Here is a 420-nt window from a genome sequence, read left to right as displayed (position 1 = left end):
TGCCTGCTCGCCTTCTACGATAATTGCAGCCTTACAGCAGCAGTTTTCCGCATTGTGAAGGCAGTTTGTCACGTTACAGTCTAATCTCGTCATGGAATATCCCTCCTTGAGAATTCTAAAATTCTATCGCTTCTGCAGGAGTTATTATGCACAGACGGGACAGGAACTATTCGACATTAATTGTCTTAATTTCCTTTGTACGGATTTCGCGGCTGATGGCGTCGATGAAATCGGAAAGGGACTTCTGTCCTTCGTCTCCGTTAAAACGGCTGCGGACAGACACAAGGCCGTCCTCCTCTTCCTTCTGTCCGACTACCAGCATGTACGGAAGCTTCGCCAGACGCGCCTCCCTGATCTTGTATCCAATCTTCTCCGCGCGCTCATCCACAGTTGCCAGAATGCCGTTTGACTTAAGCTCGC

Annotated in this window: 2 protein-coding genes; both read right to left on the bottom strand. The window is 49.3% G+C overall.

Annotated elements, in window-relative coordinates:
• Positions 1-93, bottom strand: a 93-nt coding sequence (locus NE664_14565) for a DUF1540 domain-containing protein (GenBank protein ID MCQ4727858.1), incomplete at its 3' end; no start/stop codon positions are given.
• A gap of 73 nt (positions 94-166) precedes the next feature.
• The coding region (locus tag NE664_14560) for a His/Gly/Thr/Pro-type tRNA ligase C-terminal domain-containing protein (protein ID MCQ4727857.1) at positions 167-420 on the bottom strand (254 nt) is incomplete at its 5' end.

It is taken from the genome of Anaerotignum faecicola (assembly GCA_024460105.1).
In the GTDB taxonomy this organism is placed as follows: Bacteria; Bacillota; Clostridia; order Lachnospirales; family Anaerotignaceae; genus JANFXS01.
The sequence above is the reverse complement of the archived record's forward strand: the minus strand, read 5'-3'. Positions and strand labels throughout refer to the sequence as shown.